Genomic DNA, 16,130 nt, shown 5'->3' with positions numbered 1-16,130 from the left:
GATGAACCAAAAAAAAGGCCGCATCCGTAAAGACGCGGCCAAGGAGTGACGAAACTTCGATCAGAACTTGTAGGTGGCTCCCAGCACGAAGGTGCGGCCCGAGTGCACGTACAGCAGGGTGTCGTTGCGCTGGGTGTCGCGGCCGTAGCGCAGCGGGGTATCGGTCAGGTTCTGGCCTTCCAGGCTGATACGCAGGCGCGGGTTGACGTTGTACGAGAAGCTGGCGTCGATGTTGGTCGAGCCGTCCACGATGGTGTAGTCGGCGCCGTTCACGTCGCCCAGCACCGCCAGCAGGTAGCTGGAACGGTGCGCCGCCGAGACGCGCGCGCTGAACTTCTGGTCCTCGTAGTACAGGGTCAGGTTATGCGTGCGCGGCGACAGGCCGGTGAAGTCCGCCACCTGGGTCAGCTGCTCGTTGGCTGCCGTGGTCGGATTGTCGACCCGGGTGATGTAGGTGATCTTGGACTTCACGCGGGTGGCGTTGGCCAGCAAGCCGAAGTTGCTCCAGGCGCCGGGCAGGAAGCTGAACGGCATCTGCAGGTTGAACTCCAGGCCATTCAGTGGGCCGCCCGGGGTGTTGACCTTGCGGCTCACCACCACCTCGGTGTTGGGCAGCGTCGGGCAGGCCGGGGTGCCGGTCAGCGAGCAGCCGTTGAACACCAGCAGGTCGTTCGGCAGTCCCAGCGAGGAATACGGTACGCGCTCGTTGACGGTCTGGATGAAGGTGCCGATATCCTTGTGGAAGTAGCCCAGCGAGACCATGGCGTTCTTGGCGTAGTACCACTCGGCCTGCAGGTCGTAGGTCTTGGCGCGGATCGGATCCAGGTTCGGATTGCCGATCGAGACCGACTGCGAGATCTGCGACACCGTGGCCGACGGCGCCAGGTCCACGTACTCGGGACGCGACAGGGTCTTGCCGGCCGAGAAGCGCATGAACACGTCCTTGGGCAGCTGGGCCGTCAGGTTCAGGGCCGGCAGCCAGTCGCGGTATTTCTTCACGCCGGTATTCGGCTGCAGCACGCCGTTCACGTTGATCATGGCCGAGGAGCTGGCGGTGGTGTCGGCGCCGCGCACGCCGACGTTGCCGCGCCAGCCCACGCCGAAGGCGTCGTAGTTGAAGTCCACCATGCCGTACAGCGCATCGATCTTCTCTTCCACCGTGCGGTTGGTCTGGCCCAGGATGTTGTAGGCCGAGCCGGGCACCGCCGCGCAGTGGCATTCGATGTTGTACACGCCCAGGAATTTGTCCAGGTCCACGGCCGCCCACGACGAGGGCACGCCGCTGCCGCCCAGGCCACTGCCGAAGCCCGTGATCTGGCGCGAAATGCTGGACATGGTGACGCCGGCCGGCAGGGTCAGGCCGTTGGCGCCCGAGCCGACTTCATAGTTGGTCCAGATGTTCTTGCGCTTGGACAGACCGGCGCGCGCGGTCAGGTGGTCGTTGACTTCCCAGCTGATGTTGGCGGCATGCGTTTCCAGCTTGTTGGTGGTGTCCAGGTAGCGGCCCACGAACTGGCCGTGCACGGTGCCGTCGGCTTCCTGCGGGCCGAAGGTGAAGCTGTTCGGATTGGTGATGTCGGTGCCGAAGGTCAGGGTCGGCACGTTGCGGTTGTTGCGGAAGTCGAAGGCGAAACCGTTCACGTTGGGCGCGTCGAACTGCACCGTGGCGCGCATCGGTTCATTCAGGTTGGCGTTCGAGTTACCAGCCATGAAGTCCACCTTGACCGTGTCGCTCAGCTTGTGGCTGCCGGACAGCACGTGCTGGCGGAAGGTGGTGGTGTACACGTCCAGCAAGCCTTCGCTGCGCACGTCGACCGCGTTGAACTTGCCGTAGTCCCAGCTGCCATTCTCGTTGAAGTGCGCGTCCAGGATGGAGGTCTGCGGCTTGCCGTTGGCCTGGCCCAGGGTGCGGCCGAACGAGATCGCCGAGATGTAGTTGTCGTAGCGCTTGTTCTCGAACTTCCCGTACATCAGGTCCAGGTTCAGTTCCGTCTCATTGCTGGGACGCCATTGGTAGGAGTTGGTCAGGCCGGTGCGTTCGTAGTCGGTCTGCGAACGGCGGTAACGCGGAATGCGCGGCGCGAACGAGCCGGAACCGGGCAGCGGCGAGGCCACGGTGCCGCCGTAGTTGTCCAGGCGGCTCATGACGGCGTTGTAGGCGGCCGGGTTGGAAGTACGGGGCACGCCGAAGCCGCAGTTGGCGGCGTCTATGCCCTTGCTGGGCGTGGTGGCCGGGTTCTGCACGGCGGCGCCCAGCGGCGAGCAGAAGCCGCCGTCGTTGCTGGCCGAGAGCAGCTCGACCGCTTCATAGCCTTCCTCGGTGGCGCGGCGTTTCGAGTACGCGGCCGACACCAGGGCGCCGAACTTGCCGTAGCTGGTGACCCAACGGTCCGACAGCAGTGCGGTGACGCGCGGCTGGGTCTTGTCGGTCAGGGTGTTGTGCGACTCCTGCACGCCGAAGCTGATGGTGCGGTCCTTGAAGTCGAACGGACGCGCGGTGCGCAGGTCCACGGTGGCGCCCAGCGAGCCCTCCTCCACCGCCGCCTCCGACGTCTTGCGCACTTCCAGGCTGTTGAACAGCTCGGAAGCGAACACGGAAAAGTCGAAGCCGCGGCTGCGGTTGGTGCTGCCGTTGATGTCGGACGCGCCGGTGGCGGCCACGCCCTCGATGCCGTTGATGCGCACCCGGGTGAAGCCGGCGTTCAGGCCGCGCACGGTGATCTGCTTGCCCTCGCCGCCGTCGCCGCGCGCCAGCGCCACGCCGGGGACGCGCTGCAGCGATTCGGCCAGGTTAGCGTCGGGGAACTTGGCGATGTCCTCGGCCTTGATGACGTCGACGATGCCGTCCGAATTTTTCTTGGTATTGAGCGCGCTGTTCAAGCTGGCGCGGAAACCGGTCACCACCACCACGCTATCGCTGCCGTCGGTCTTTTCGGCCTGCTGCGGTTGCGGTGCGGCCGGGGCGGCCTCCTGGGCTTGGGCGCTGCCCAGCAGGGCAAGCACGCCGAGGCTGATCAGGCTCAGCCGGCAAGCCGGGGTACGTATCATGTTCATGCGTTGATGTCTCCTATCCACATTGACGAGGTCCCGGACAGGGCGCCGCTATCTTGCGTGCTTCACCTGCCCCCTCATCTGGCTCGACGGATGGAGCTCAAAAAATCCTATGGCCAAATTCTTGAATAATCAACTTGCTGAGCGATTCAGGAGAGCGGCTGGCGCCGCCCGCTCAATAGGTGTAGCGCAGGCCGACGGCGTAGGTACGGCCGGAATGCACGTACAACAAAGTATCGTTGCGCTGCGAATCGCGGGCGTAGCGCAGCGGTTCGTCGGTGAGGTTCTGCGCCTCCAGGCTGACCCGCACATTGGGCGACAGCTGGTATGACACGCTCATGTCCACATGGGTGGACGCGTCGGCCATGGTGTAGTCGTATCCTGTCACGTTGCCCGCCACTTCCAGCAGGTAGCGCGAGCGGTAGGCTAGCGAGGCGCGCGCGCTCAGGCGCTTGTCCTCGTAGTACAGGGTCAGGTTATGGGTGCGCGGCGACAGCCCGACGAAGTCGGCCGACTGGGTCAGCTGCTCGTTGGCGGCCGTGGTCGGATTGTCGATGCGGGTGATGTAGGTGACGCGCGAGCGGACCCGGGTGGCGTTGGCCAGCAGGCCGAAATTGGACCAGGCGCCCGGCAGGAAACTGAACGGCGCCTGCAGCGTGAATTCGAGGCCATCCAGGGTGCCGCCCGGCGTATTGACCTTGCGGTTGACCACCACCGTGCTGTCCGGCTGGGTCGGACACACATTGCCTGTGGCGCCAAAGCTACAGCCGCCTGCCGTCAGCAGCGAGTCGGGCAAGCCCAGGGCGGACCAGGTAGTGCGCTCGGACAGGCTCTGGATGAAGGTGCTGGTCTGCTTGCGGAAGTAGCCCAGCGAGACCATGGCCTTGGGCGCGTAATACCACTCGGCCTGCAGGTCGTAGGTGCGGGCGCGGATGGGCGCCAGGGCCGGATTACCCACCACCACATACTGCTGCTGCGGATTCACGGTGGCCAGCGGCGACAGGTCCACGTATTCGGGCCGCGCCATGGTCTTGCCGGTGGCGAAACGCAGCACCACGTCGCGCGGCAGCTGCGCCGCCAGGTTGAGGGCGGGCAGCCAGTCGTCGTAGCGGCGCTGCACGGTGGTGGGCAGCAGCACGCCGCCGGCGTCGTTCAGGGCGGACGCCGTCAAGGTGGTCTCCACGCCGCGCACGCCCACATTGCCGCGCAGGGTCAGCTGCGGCAGCTCGTAGCGGAAGTCCAGCCGGCCGTAGGCGGCGGTGATGTCCTCGTCCACCTTGCGGTTGGCCTGGCCGTAATACTGGTACTGCGAGCCGGGCACGCCCTGGCAGTGGCAGCCCACGTTGAACACGGACAGGAATTTGGGCAAGTCCACCGTCACCCAGGACGAGGGCACGCCGGCGCCACCCAGGCCGCGCCCGAAGTCCGTCAGGCGGGTGGTGATATCGGCCACCGACACCCCGGCCGGCAGGGCGATGCCGGCGCCGCCGGAAGCGATCTCGAAATTGCTCCAGGCGTTGCGGCGGTCCGACAGCCCGCCCTTCAGGCTCCAGTGCTCGGTAAACTGCCAGCTGGCGCCCACCTGCGTGGTCTGCAGCCGGTTACTGGTACGCAGGTAGCGCCCCACATAGGCGCCGTGGTAAGTACCGTCCGCTTCCTGCGGGCCGAAACTGAAATTGGCCGGGTTGGCCACGTCGATGCCGAAATTCAGGGTGGGCACGTTGCGGTTACCGCGAAAGTCCCAGGAAAAGCCGTTCACATTGGGCGCGTCGAACTGCACCGTGGTGCGGGTCGGCTCCAGCAGGTCGGAGCTGGACACGCCGTACACGAAGTCCAGGGTCAGCGTGTCGCTGGCGCGGTGGCTGCCGGACAGCACGTGCTGGCGAAAGCGGGTCTTGTACACGTCCAGCAGGGCTTCGCTGCGCACGTCCACCGCGTTGAACAAGCCATAGTCCCAGCTGCCGTTCTGGTTGAAATGGGCGTCCACGATGGAGGTCTGCGGCTTGCCGTTGGCCGCGCCCAGGGTGCGGCCGAAGGACAGGGCCGCGATGTACTGGTCGCTGCGCTCGTTGGAAAACGCGCCCTGCATCAGGTCCAGGCTGAGCTCCGTGCCGGGGCGCGGCCGCCACTGCAGGGTGCCGGCCAGGCCGCTGCGCACATAGTCGGTCTGCGAGCGGCGGTAGCGCGGCAGGCGCGGGTGGAAGGCGCCGGAACCGGGCGCCGGGTTGGCCACCGTGCCGCCGTAGTCGTCGGTCTGGCCCATCACCAGATTGTAGGCGTCCGACGAGGCCAGGCGCGGCACGCCAAAGCCGCAGCTGGCGGGGGTCACGCCCTTGACGGCCTGGTTGCCGGGATTTTGCGGCGCCACGCCCAGCGGCGAGCAAAAGCCGCCGTCGGCGCTGGCCGCCAGCAGGTCGACCGCCTCGTAGCCTTCCTCGGTGGCGCGGCGCCGGGCGTAGGTGCCGGCCAGCAGCGCGCCGACCTCGCCATAACTTGTGCTCCAGCGCTGCGACAGCAGGCCGCTGGCGCGCGGCTCGGTCCTGCGCGCCACGGAATTGTTCAACTCCTGGCCGCCCAGGCTGAATTTGCCGCCCTTGAAATCGAATGGACGCGGCGAGCGCAGGTCCACGGTGGCGCCCAGCGAGCCTTCGTCCATGTCGGCCGTAGCCGTCTTGCGCACCTGCAGGTTGCTGAACAATTCGGCGGCAAACACGGAGAAATCCACGGCCCGGCTGCGGTTGGTGCTGCCGTTGATGTCGGAGGCGCCGCTGGCGGCATCGGCCTCGATGCCGTTGATGCGCACCCGCGTGTAGGTGGGGCTGAGGCCGCGCACCGTGATCTGGCGCCCTTCCCCGCCCTCGCCTCGTATCAGCGCCACGCCGGGAACGCGCTGCAGGGATTCGGCCAGGTTCGCGTCCGGGAACTTGGCCACGTCCTCGGCCACGATGGCGTCCACGATGCCATCGGCCTGGCGCTTGATGTCCTGGGCCGTGTCCATGCTGGCGCGGAATCCGGGCACGATCACCACCGGCGGCGTATCACTGAAGGCGGGAGTGGTGGCGTGTGCGGGAGCGAGAGGGAGCGCGGCGGCCTTGGGCGGCGGCGTTTCCCGCTCGATGAAGACGGAACCGCCAGGCATCAGCCGTCCGGCCAGCCCGCTGCCGGCCAGCAGCAGGGACAGCGCCTCGGCCACCGTGTAGCGGCCCTTGACGGCCTTGAGCGCGACCTGGTCCAGCTCATTGCCCGAGGCAAGCAGGTTGACGCCGGACTGGCGCGTGAATTCGGCAATGGCGCGCGCACCGGGGCCGGCGGCGATATCGAACTGCCTCTTTTCCTCCGCGTGGGCCGGCAAGGGTTGTCCGGCGACTCCCAGCGTGCAAACCAGCGCGGCGATGGCGCCGCAACGCTGGGTGGGCTTCATCCGCGACTCTCTCCTCACAACCTCGTCTATGGCAGCAACCTTGGTCGCCGCCTGTTATTGACGGTCAGTGTGCATGCGAAGGTGGGGAGCGTCAAGCCGGGCGTTGCGAACGCACACAATGCTCAGCATATTGCGCAAATAGCTGCTTATTTCCCTATCCGTATCTCCTGCGCGGTGATGGAGACCGGCACCTTGAGGAAAGCCCCCACGTCGCGGGCGAAGCGCTCGGGCGCATCGACCTGGTACTGGCCAACCAGGGTCTTATCCTCTATGCTGCGGTCGGCGATGGCGATGGGCTTGACGCTGTAGCGGTTGAAATCGGCCACGGCATCCTTCAGGCGATGGTGCGAAAAGATGATTTTCCCTTCGCGCCAGGCCAGGCGGCGCGCCACTTCCCCGGGGCTGCGCTCCACCGTGGCCTGGGCCGCGCCGGTGGCAATGAAGGCGCGCTCGCCGGCCACCAGGCGCACCGGCGGACCGCGCATGGCGTCGCTGGAGACGGTCACCACGCCCTCGGACACCAGCACCTCGGCGCCGTTGGCCTCGCGCCGCACGCCAAAGGCCGTGCCCACGGCGCGCGCGCGGATGCCGCCCGCGTCCACGATGAAGGGACGGGATTTATCCTTGGCGACCTCGAACCAGGCTTCGCCCTGGCGCAGGTTGATGTCGCGCTGGCCGGGACTGAGGCGCACTTCGATCGCCGAGCCGCTGTTGATGCTGGCCACCGAATGGTCGGCCAGCGGCACCTTGCGGAACTCGCCCTTGGCGGTGGCCAGCACCAGCGGCGGCTCCTGCGGCGGCGTCCAATGGCGCCCACCCAGCACGCCCACAGCCACTGCCGCCGCCAGCCCGCCCAGGGCGATGGCAAAGCGCTGCTGGATTCCGTGGCGCGCGGACCAGCGGCTGGCGCCCCAGCGGCTGTCCGCCTCGTGCGATGGCGCCAGCGCGTCGGCGCCGGGGCGCAGGTTTTCCTGCACCGTCACCCGCGTCATGGCGTTGTGGATGGCTTGCGCGCGCAGGAATGCGCCCTGGTGGTGGATATCGCTGCCATGCCAGTCGTCGAAAGCGGCCTGCTCGCCGGGAGTCAGGGGCCGCTCCGCCTGCAGCAGCGCCCACTTCAAGGCTTCCTTGTCTCTCGCTGTCATGACGTTTTCCCGGCTGTCCGTTTATGTTTGCGGCCGCCCGTCTGCCGGCCGTCGTGCAGCCCTACCCTGGCGACCATTTCCGAAATCCGTTCCATACCCTTCATCATTTCCTGTTCAACGATACCTTCCGTCAGCCCCAGGGCGTTGGCGGTTTCCATCTGCGACAAGCCGTCGATGCGGCGCGCCATCACCACCGCCTTGCAGCGCTTGGGCAGATTGGCAATCAAGCCCATGATCCAATTGAGCTCGGCGCGCGCCAGCACCACCCGTTCCGGCGTGGGCGCGCCATCCTCCACTTCCAGCTCGTCCAGGTTGGCCATGGCCTCCATGCTGACCACGGCGTCGCGCCGCATCCGGTCCATGACCAGGTTTTTCGCGGTGCGCACCAAGAACCCCTTCGGCTCACGGATATGGGCGAAGGAAGGCATCAACAGTATCTTGTAATAGACCTCCTGCACCACATCGTCCACCTCCGCCGGCCCCGAACACACGCGGCGCAGCATTTGCCGAAGCTCCGCCTCGAAAGGCAGCAGGTTCGACGTCACCCAATCTACAGCAGAGCAATCCATAGTCACTCTCTTTATTCAGTCTCCTAATGAGCAAGACGGGCGAGCCCGGAATTTCCTATGCTTTTATTCGTATCCTACACGAGAGGGTGGCTGCAAAAATAGCAACGCCCGGCGCGGGCCGGGCGTGCGCGGGATGGACGGCGCTTACTGGCAGGCCGCGCCGTTGGCTGCCGGGCCTTCCCTGGTCTGGGCGACCTTGGGAATGCCACCGTCGGCCTGGTACTGGAACTCCTCCACCGCCACCGAGCGCCGGAAGTCCGCGTTGGACAACGCATCGTTGTGGTAGAAGATGTAATCCCTGCCCTTGAAGTGGGCAAAGGACTGGTGGATGGTGTGGGTGTACTTGTTCTTGTCCATGATAACGCCGCGGTAAGTCCACGGCCCGGTGGCGCTGGGACCGGTGGCGTAGGCAATCACCTCCGGCAGGCCGCTGGCGTAGCTCAGGTAGTACACGCCATTGCGCTTGTGCAGATACGGCGCTTCCTCGAAGTTGAAGATGCCCACCGTGTGGATGGGGCCATCCATCTCTATCATGTTGGGCTTGAGCTTGACGTACTTGAGCACCTTGTTGCCGAAGTAGAGATAGGCCTGGCCGTCGTCGTCGATGAACACGCCCGGATCGATGTCGTCCCAGCTGTTGGGCGTCTCGCGCGTCATGTCGTTGGTGATCAGGGCCGAGCCGCGCGCGTCGGTGAACGGGCCGGTGGGGCTGTCCGAGACCGCCACGCCGATGGCCATGCCGGGGATGGTGGCGTGGCCCACCGGCGCGTACATATAGTATTTGCCATTGCGCTTGGCGATATCCATGGCGTAGGCGTCGCTCTTGGCCCAGGCGAAGGTCTTGAGCGTGGCCGGCACGCCGTGGTCGGTCCAGGTTTTCATGTCGCAGGTCGAATAGACGTGCCATTCCTTCATCTGGTAGCCGGTCTTGCCCTCCGGCGTTTCGTCACGGCCCGTGTACATGTACAGGCGGCCGCCTTCGACCAGCACGGCCGGATCGGCGGTAAAGATACCGGTGACGATGGGATTGGCGGCATGGGTGGCCTGCACGGCGCCGGCCAGCAGCAAGCCTGCGGCTAACAATTGTTTCAGCATGGGTTCCTCAGGTGGTGGGAGCGGCAGGCCACTTGGCCAGCACGCGGCGGTATTCGTCTTCGGTGATGTTCAGGATGGAGCCATGGCGCTTTTTGGTGGCGCCGTAGTGAATCCTGGCGGGATCGGCGTGCTGGAAGGTATCGGGCCTGGACATGTCCTGCGTCGCCAGCGCCAGGTAGCCGCCGCGGCTGCGGTACTGGTCCACCCACAGTCCCCATTCACCGGTCTGGGTGATGCGGAACAGGATGGGGCCTTCCACATCCTTGCCGGTCAGGCCGATGGAACTCAGGTCGCCCAGGCGCTCCCACTGGCCCAGCAGCGCGTTGCTGCCCTCGATGGTGATCTGGCCGTCGCCGGAGGCGCGGTAATAGCGGTATTTGCCCTTGCCGGGGTCGGCCTCCACGATCTGGGTGTCGATCAGGCCCTGTGCGCCGGGACGGTCGATGTACAGCTGCGCCGGGGTGAAGCTGGCGAAGTCGCGCGTGCGGGAGTAGTAGATGCGCGGCTTGTCCTGGCCGTTGGCGGGCGAGATGGTGGTCCAGTAGACCAGGTAGTCGCCACTGGCTTCGTCGTAAATGGCTTCCGGCGCCCAGGCGCAGCCCGCGTTGGGGATGGCGCCGGCGATATTCACCAGGCGCGGCGCCGACCAGTTCACCAGGTCCGCCGATTCGAAGATGACGATGGAAGTGCTGGCGCGGTGCATGGCCGCGTCCCAGCCCTTGCCGTTGGCCATGCGCAGGTCGGTGGCCAGGATGTAGAACTTGCCGTCCCTGGCGCGGATGATGGAGGGATCGCGCACGCCCTTGTCGCCCACGTTGCTGGTCATGACGGGCTGCGAGTTGTTCAGGTCCTGCCACCGGTAGCCGTCCCGGCTGGTGGAGAAATAGATTTGTTCGCCATCCGTGCGGCCGTCGGTGAAGTGCACCAGCAGATAGTCGGGCGTCGGCGCGGCGGCCAGCACCGAGGCGGCCCACACGCTGAGCGCGGCGCCGGACAGGAATTTGAGCAAGTGAGTCTCCGTTGTTATTGCGTTGTTATTGATACATCTTCGCGCAAGTATAGGCTGCCCGCCACCCGGCGGCCTAATGCATTTTTTTGATCGACCGATACCGCAAACGGAATCGCTCCCAGCTCAAATAATCACGCGACTGACTACTTCGCCGGGCAGCGTGCCAGCGGCGATGGAGTGGGCAATAATCGCCCCATGAAAATCCTGCCACTGATATTTGCGCTGGCCTGCGGCGCGGCCTGCGCGCAGACCGCGCCTCCGGCCATCCTCGACGGCTACACGGCCGATCCTTCCATCCGCGTGTTTGGCGACACCTATTACATCTACCCGACTTCCGACAAGCCCAACTGGCTGACCACGGACTTTTCCGTGTGGTCGTCCAAAAACCTGGTGGACTGGAAGAAGGAAGGCATGGTGCTGGACGTGGCGCACGACCTGTCCTGGGCCAACATCAAGGCCTGGGCGCCGGACGCCATCGAGCGCAACGGCAGCTACTACTTCTACTTCTGCGCCGACGGCAAGATAGGCGTGGCCACCGCGCCCAAGCCCACCGGCCCGTTCCGCGACGCGCTGGGCAAGCCGCTGCTCACGCGCACCGGCAAGATCAGCACCAACACCATCGATCCCTATCCCTTCATCGACGATGACGGCCAGGCCTATCTCTACTTCGGCAACGGCAACAACCACGCCAACGTGTTCAAGCTCAAGCCGGACATGGTCACGCTGGACGGCGAAGTGCAGGAAATCGCCATGAAGGAGTTCCGCGAAGGCATAGTGGTCTTCAAGCGCAAGGGCGTGTATTACTTCATGTGGTCGATCGACGATGCGCGCAGCCCGAACTACCGGGTCGGCTGGGGCACGTCCAACTCGCCACTGGGGCCCGTCAAGGCGTCGGAAAAGAATTTCATCGTGCTGCAGAAGCACGGCGAAGCGGTCGGCACGGCGCACCACAGCGTGGTCAACGTGCCGGGCACGGACCGCTGGTATGTGGCCTATCACCGGCATGCCATCCCGGATGGGAATGGCTACAAGCGGCAGACCAGCCTGGTGCGCATGGAGTTCGATGCGGATGGGACTATCCTGCCGATGGACCCGCTCACGCAGCCGTTCAAGCCGGGGGATGTGGGCGAGCCTATCGTGAATGGCAAGGGCAAGCCCTGAACTTGCCTCATTTGGCCCGGCCTGGTTTCATAGCCGCTGTATCGCCTGGTTGATGGCCTTCATCGCGCGCTCATTGCGCTCGCTGTAGCGATCCGTGAGATAGTCCCTGCGGCCGCGCAGCAGCAGCGTCATCTTGAACAGTTCCTCCATGACGTCCACCACGCGCTCATAGTAGCCTGATGGACGCATGCGGCCATTGTCGTCGAATTCCTTGTACGCCATCGGCACGGACGACTGGTTGGGGATGGTGAACATGCGCATCCAGCGGCCCAACAAGCGCAGCGTATTGACGACGTTGAAGGATTGCGAACCACCACATACCTGCATCACGGCCAGCGTGCGGCCCTGGCTGGGACGAATGGCGCCCATTTCCAGCGGTATCCAGTCGATCTGGTTCTTCATGACGGCGGTGATCGCGCCGTGGCGCTCCGGGCTGCACCAGACCTGGCCTTCGGACCATAGGCACAGCTCCCTCAGCTCCACGACCTTGGGATGGTCCTCCGGGACGCTGCCGACCATGGGCAGCTCGGTGGGATCGAATATCCTGACCTCCGCGCCAAAGTGCTCCAGGATACGCGCGGCTTCCTCGGTCAGATAGCGGCTGAAGGACCGCTCGCGGAGCGAGCCATACAGCATCAGGATGCGCGGCGGGTGGTCCATCTCGCCGGCGGCCAGCTTGTCCATCGTCGGCATATCGAGCTGCTGCGGGTTGATGTTGGGCAGGTCGGGAATCTTGTTCATTGAAGTCATCTCCATGCCGGGTCAGGCGCCCGGCGTCGGCAAGCAGGCAGCCCGGGTGCTCAGACTGCGGTAGCGCCGATGGCGCGGATTTCGTGCTGGATGGCGTTCTTGTCCAGCATGTGCAGCGGCAGGCCGACAAAGATGCTGATACGGGCCATGATTTGGCGGAAGATGCGGTGGAATGCCTCGCGCTTCTGTTCCTCGGTGCCGGTGACGGCGGCCGGGTCTTCAAACCCCCAGTGCGCCGACATGGGATGGCCGGGCCAATAGGGACAGGTCTCGCCGGCGGCGTTGTCGCACACGGTGACGATGAAGTCCATCTGCGGCGCATCGGGCGCGCCGAATTCGTCCCAGCTTTTGCTGCGCAGGCCGTCGACGGGATAGCCGGTGGTTGCCACCTGCTCGATGGCAAACGGGTTCACGGCGCCGTTGGGCTGGCTGCCGGCCGAGTAGCCCCTAAAGCGGCCCTTGCCCATGGTGGTGACGAGCGCCTCGGCCATGATGCTGCGCGCCGAGTTGCCCGTGCACAGGAACAGCACGTTGTACACCTTGTCTTGCATGACGTTCTCCGTATCAGTTGACGGTAAGGTTGGGGGCGCAGCTTGCCGGACCACATGGAACACCGCCACAGCAGTTTTCCGTGAGGTAGCCGATCAAGCCATTCATTACAGTGACATGGGCCGAGTAAATGACGAAACGGCCTTCATTGCGGGAAGTGATGAGCTTGGCGTGGACCAGCTCCTTCAAGTGAAACGACAGCGATGAGGGTGCGATATCGAGCTGTTCGGCTATTTTGCTGGCAGCCATGCCTTCAGGTCCGACTTGGATGAGGAGCCGGAACACTGCCAGGCGGCTTTCCTGCGCGATCGCGGCCAGTGCAGCCAGGACGTCTTTGGTATCCATGCAAGCATTCTATTATTCGATAATTATTGAAATATCGTACAGCAACCACTGCGATAATTCAACCGTCATCGAAGGCCGCACACCGTAACCTGGTCACGTGCCGGGCACGGAGCGCTGGTGTGCGGCCTGTCACTGCCATGCCTACCCGGCTCCGCCCTGTTCCACCACGGCGAGCAGGCGTTGCAGTTCGGTGCGTTCGTCGCCCTCCTTGGCAGATTCCACCAGCTTGCGCAGGATGGCGGCATGCGCCGCCTGCAAGGCCTGCGCTGCCGGCACAGCGACATCCGGTTTGACACCGACCTGCTCCCAGTTGGTTTTGGTGACGACATTGATCGTGCGCGCCGTCGGGATCGAGACCGCGATGTCGTGTCCCAAGCTGTACCAGCTGGTCGGATTGGATGCGCCGATGGTGGTTTCACCGACCAGGGTGCCACGCTTCAGCACCTGGAAGTCATAGGCACAGTCCTCGGCGGCGGAACCCGTCCTGGCCGAGATCAGTACATATACAGGCTTGTCGTAACGCTGCGCGACCGCCGGAACGGTCCAGATCTGCCGCGTCGTATCGGTCGGGCGATCATAGATATCGATCAGGTGGCGCACATCTCCGGCCGGGAGGAAATGGCTGATCAGGTAAGCCACGCTGGCGGGGTCACCGCCGCCGTTGCGGCGCAGGTCGATCACCAGCGCATCGGTGCCCGCCAGGAGCGACATGGCCGCCGTGTACGCCGCACTGACGAATTCCACGCCGGCGAAGCGGCGCAACTCGATGTAGCCGACGTTGCCGGGAAGACGTTCGATCTTCCCGATGTCAAAGCCGCGCCGGGCAACCGCAAGTCGCCATTCGTCCGTCTGGGCGCGGCTCGGCGCCTCCTCGGCGCCGCTGGGTTCCTTGAAGCCCTCATAACGGCCGGCGCTGAAATGCATGTCGCCGCTAATTTCGCGCAAGTCGTGCTTCAGCGCGGCGCTAAACGCCGTCGCGTTGGCTGCAGACGCATAGCCTCCCTCCGCATTTTTCCTGATGATCGCAGTGCCGATCCGCCCGGCCTTCGTGGGTTCGATGTAGTTCGCGTTGATCTTCGCCGCCAATGTCTGCACAATCGCGTCGCGGTCGGACGCGTTCAGGGCGGCATCCTCCCCCGCGAAGGCGGGTAAGGAGCACAGCGCGCCCAGCACAACAGATGCGACCCATGTCTTGCTATTTAACATACAATTCTCCAGGTTGGCCTACGAAACGGATTTTGTGTTGAAGTATTGCAGCGCTTCTGTCAGTGCCGGCATGTAGGAGCGGCTGGCGCGCAGCACAGTGCCGTCGCGCAGGCGCAGCATGGCGTCCCGGTTGGTCAGTGAACGCAGTTCGGCGATCATGTCCAGCCGTACAATGGACGAGCGGTGCACGCGGAGGAACTGGCGCGGATCGAGCTCCATGGCCAGGTTGTGCAGGCGTTCCCGCACCAGCCAGGTCTTGCCATTCGCATGCAGGGAGGCATAGTCGCCGTCGGCCTCGATGCGCTCGACATCGGCCACCGGCACCAAGACCGTATGCGATCCCACACGCACGCTGAAGTTACGCATTGGCGTAAGCGCAGGTGTCGCGGCACGAGTCTGGCCCCGGTAGGGGAACGCATGCTGCGCCCGGCCCAGGGCTTCATCGAAGCGCTCGTCATCGACCGGCTTGAGCAGATAATCGAGGGCGGCCAGTTCAAACGCCTGCAGCGCATGGCCTTCGTATGCGGTTAGCAGTATCGTCATCGGCCGCTGCGCCGGTGGCAGTGCGGCCAGCACGTCGAGGCCCCGTTTGCCCGGCATCTCGACGTCGACAAATACCAGGTCGGGCTTGAGCGATAGTATCCCCTGGTAAGCGCTGTCGCCGTCACCGAATTCGCCCACCAGTTCAAAGCCGCCGCGCTGCGCCAACCTGGCGCTGACCGCCAGCCGGGCCAGCGGCTCGTCGTCGATGATCACCACCCTGATGTTCATGCCGCCGCCTCGATGCGGCGCAGCGGCATCGCGATCTGCACGTGGAAGCGGCCATCGGGACGCCAGCCCGCATCAACCTCCTGTTCCGCGCCGTACAGGTGGCGCAGGCGCTCCCGGACGTTGGTCAAGCCTATGCCGCTACCGTGTTGCGCCGACGGCCGGGCGTCATTCTGCACGCCGATGAGCAGGCGCGTGCCGGCGCGCTCGACCAGAATATCAAGCTGCCCGGGCGCGGCCAGTGGCGCGATGCCGTGGCGGATCGCATTCTCGACCAGCGGCTGCAACACCAGGTAAGGCACGACGCTGCCCAGCAGGTCGGGACCGGTTTTCATGGTGACGCGCAGGCGCTCCCCAAGACGCGCCTTTTCGATGGCCAGATAGGCGTCAAGCAGGGCCAGTTCATCGGCCAGCGCATGTTCGTGGCGGCCATCGTGCGCCAGGGTGGCGCGCAGGAAATCGGCCACGCATGCCAGCATGCGGTTGGCCTCCCGGTTGGACTGGGCCGACACCAGCGCTGAGATCGCATTAAGTGAGTTGAACAGGAAGTGTGGGTGGACCTGCAGGCGCAGCGCGCGAAGTTCGGCGTCGCGCGACGCGCTTTGCGCCTGGGCCAGGTGCAAACGAAGCTGTTGCAGCGACAGGTAATAGGCCGCCAGCGCATGGACCGCGCAGAACGCGACCAGCGCCAGCCAGCAGCTATCCAGGCCACGTGCCAGATAGCGCCATTGGTAGCCGGTCTCCCGTCCTATCGCGATCCCAAAGCTCTGCCCCAGAAAGGCGTTGGTAATTGCCATGGCATAGGTGGTGGCCAGCAATATCGGCCCCATGCGCAGCCAGGACCAATCGCGACGCCACATGGCCCGCTGGAGCAGCGTCAGCGGAATAAGCCACAACAGGCAGGCCACCAGGAATAGCGTGCGAAAGGCTACGATATAGGGATCACTGGCGGCAGGCAGGCCGAGTATCACCATGCAGGCCGACACCGGTAGTGCGGCCAGCGCGGGAACGAGCAAGGGGGTGTCGACTTTCACAGGAGGTTTCCAAAAATACAATCCCGC

13 protein-coding genes are annotated in these 16,130 nt (G+C 64.9%); 1 reads left to right on the top strand and 12 read right to left on the bottom strand.

The window, feature by feature from the left end:
• Positions 1-60 precede the first annotated feature (60 nt).
• From ACLB1G_RS07075 to ACLB1G_RS07050, 6 genes are all read right to left on the bottom strand, one after another.
• On the bottom strand, positions 61-3,054 hold the full coding sequence (locus tag ACLB1G_RS07075) for a TonB-dependent receptor (protein WP_491626488.1): 2,994 nt from the start codon (positions 3,052-3,054) through the stop codon (positions 61-63).
• Between the two features lie 172 nt (positions 3,055-3,226).
• Entirely contained in the window at positions 3,227-6,472 is a 3,246-nt protein-coding gene (locus tag ACLB1G_RS07070) for a TonB-dependent receptor (RefSeq protein ID WP_491626487.1), read from the bottom strand.
• A 146-nt stretch (positions 6,473-6,618) separates the two neighbouring features.
• Positions 6,619-7,617, bottom strand: a complete 999-nt coding sequence (locus ACLB1G_RS07065; protein WP_491626486.1) for a FecR family protein — start codon at positions 7,615-7,617, stop codon at positions 6,619-6,621.
• Positions 7,614-8,162 carry an RNA polymerase sigma factor gene (locus ACLB1G_RS07060; protein WP_491626485.1) on the bottom strand — a complete coding sequence of 183 codons (549 nt, stop codon included), beginning with the start codon at positions 8,160-8,162 and terminating at the stop codon, positions 7,614-7,616. The genes ACLB1G_RS07065 and ACLB1G_RS07060 overlap by 4 nt, the downstream gene beginning before the upstream one ends.
• Before the next feature lie 168 nt (positions 8,163-8,330).
• Complete coding sequence (locus ACLB1G_RS07055) at positions 8,331-9,281, bottom strand: glycoside hydrolase family 43 protein (RefSeq protein ID WP_491626484.1); 951 nt, start codon at positions 9,279-9,281, stop codon at positions 8,331-8,333.
• Positions 9,282-9,288: 7 nt separating this feature from the next.
• Entirely contained in the window at positions 9,289-10,290 is a 1,002-nt protein-coding gene (locus tag ACLB1G_RS07050) for a glycoside hydrolase family 43 protein (RefSeq protein WP_491626483.1), read from the bottom strand.
• A gap of 195 nt (positions 10,291-10,485) precedes the next feature.
• Here ACLB1G_RS07050 and ACLB1G_RS07045 point away from each other — a divergent pair, with 195 nt between their 5' ends.
• A complete protein-coding gene (locus ACLB1G_RS07045; RefSeq protein WP_491626482.1) occupies positions 10,486-11,451 on the top strand; it encodes a family 43 glycosylhydrolase in 966 nt (321 codons plus the stop codon).
• A gap of 27 nt (positions 11,452-11,478) precedes the next feature.
• On the opposite strand, the gene arsH is transcribed toward ACLB1G_RS07045, so the two are convergent.
• The 6 genes from arsH to ACLB1G_RS07015 all read right to left on the bottom strand — a co-directional run bounded on the left by arsH (position 11,479) and on the right by ACLB1G_RS07015 (position 16,103).
• Entirely contained in the window at positions 11,479-12,192 is a 714-nt protein-coding gene (arsH, locus tag ACLB1G_RS07040; RefSeq protein ID WP_491626481.1) for an arsenical resistance protein ArsH, read from the bottom strand.
• Positions 12,193-12,251: 59 nt separating this feature from the next.
• Positions 12,252-12,752 (bottom strand): arsenate reductase ArsC, encoded by a 501-nt coding sequence (locus tag ACLB1G_RS07035; protein ID WP_491626480.1) that lies wholly within the window; start codon positions 12,750-12,752, stop codon positions 12,252-12,254.
• A gap of 13 nt (positions 12,753-12,765) precedes the next feature.
• A complete protein-coding gene (locus tag ACLB1G_RS07030) occupies positions 12,766-13,095 on the bottom strand; it encodes an ArsR/SmtB family transcription factor (RefSeq protein WP_491626479.1) in 330 nt (109 codons plus the stop codon).
• Positions 13,096-13,236: 141 nt separating this feature from the next.
• A complete protein-coding gene (locus ACLB1G_RS07025) occupies positions 13,237-14,301 on the bottom strand; it encodes a S41 family peptidase (protein WP_491626478.1) in 1,065 nt (354 codons plus the stop codon).
• Between the two features lie 18 nt (positions 14,302-14,319).
• Positions 14,320-15,072, bottom strand: coding sequence for a LytR/AlgR family response regulator transcription factor (locus ACLB1G_RS07020; RefSeq protein WP_491626477.1), 753 nt, complete (start codon positions 15,070-15,072; stop codon positions 14,320-14,322).
• Positions 15,069-16,103, bottom strand: coding sequence for a sensor histidine kinase (locus ACLB1G_RS07015; protein WP_491626476.1), 1,035 nt, complete (start codon positions 16,101-16,103; stop codon positions 15,069-15,071). The genes ACLB1G_RS07020 and ACLB1G_RS07015 overlap by 4 nt, the downstream gene beginning before the upstream one ends.
• Positions 16,104-16,130 lie beyond the last annotated feature (27 nt).

The organism is Duganella kummerowiae, assembly GCF_053572355.1.
This window is presented reverse-complemented; position numbering and strand designations above follow the sequence as displayed.